Origin of the sequence: Shigella sp. FC1967 (assembly GCF_001743005.1) — a bacterium.
GTDB lineage: Bacteria > Pseudomonadota > Gammaproteobacteria > Enterobacterales > Enterobacteriaceae > Proteus.
The window spans coordinates 1-507 of sequence record NZ_MIIZ01001192.1; the positions used below are offsets into that span (position 1 = coordinate 1).

The 507-nt window shown below is 40.6% G+C and carries 1 pseudogene; it reads right to left on the reverse strand.

What is annotated here, in order from left to right:
- Nucleotides 1-486 (reverse strand): annotated as a pseudogene (locus BHE89_RS20135) (KilA-N domain-containing protein); the annotation flags it as partial.
- Nucleotides 487-507 lie beyond the last annotated feature (21 nt).

Genomic DNA, 507 nt, shown 5'->3' on the forward strand with positions numbered 1-507 from the left:
ATCAATCGCATAAACAGGCGCCAACTCAGGTAAGCCCGCCATGGCCTGTAATTTTTGATAAGCACCTAACTTTGATGAATTCGAGAAATTTAAACTTTTTAGACATTGATTCCAGTAGTATCACACCCGCCTGCACTTTTATCACTGAGTTTCTCTTGATGTTGTTGTGTCACTAGAGCATCAAAGGTGCGGATCACTTTTTAAATGAAAAGAAGCACTGATCCACATTGCGTAGGCATACACTAATTCTTTGCAAACATAAGTGCCCTGGTTATATCCACCAGCGACTGTCATAATGGGCGCTCCTGTGATCTCAGGAGCGGTCGAAATTTCATCAATTAACTCTTTAGTTTGGGCCAGTGAACTCCAATTTGATGGTTGGTGTCGTTTTTCACCACCCGATACTCGATGTAAATCATTTAAACAATAACGACCGGCTACATCTCTACGAACCTGAAAACCATCAATAACAATTAATCCATTCATGCTATTTCTCTCCACTTTTAC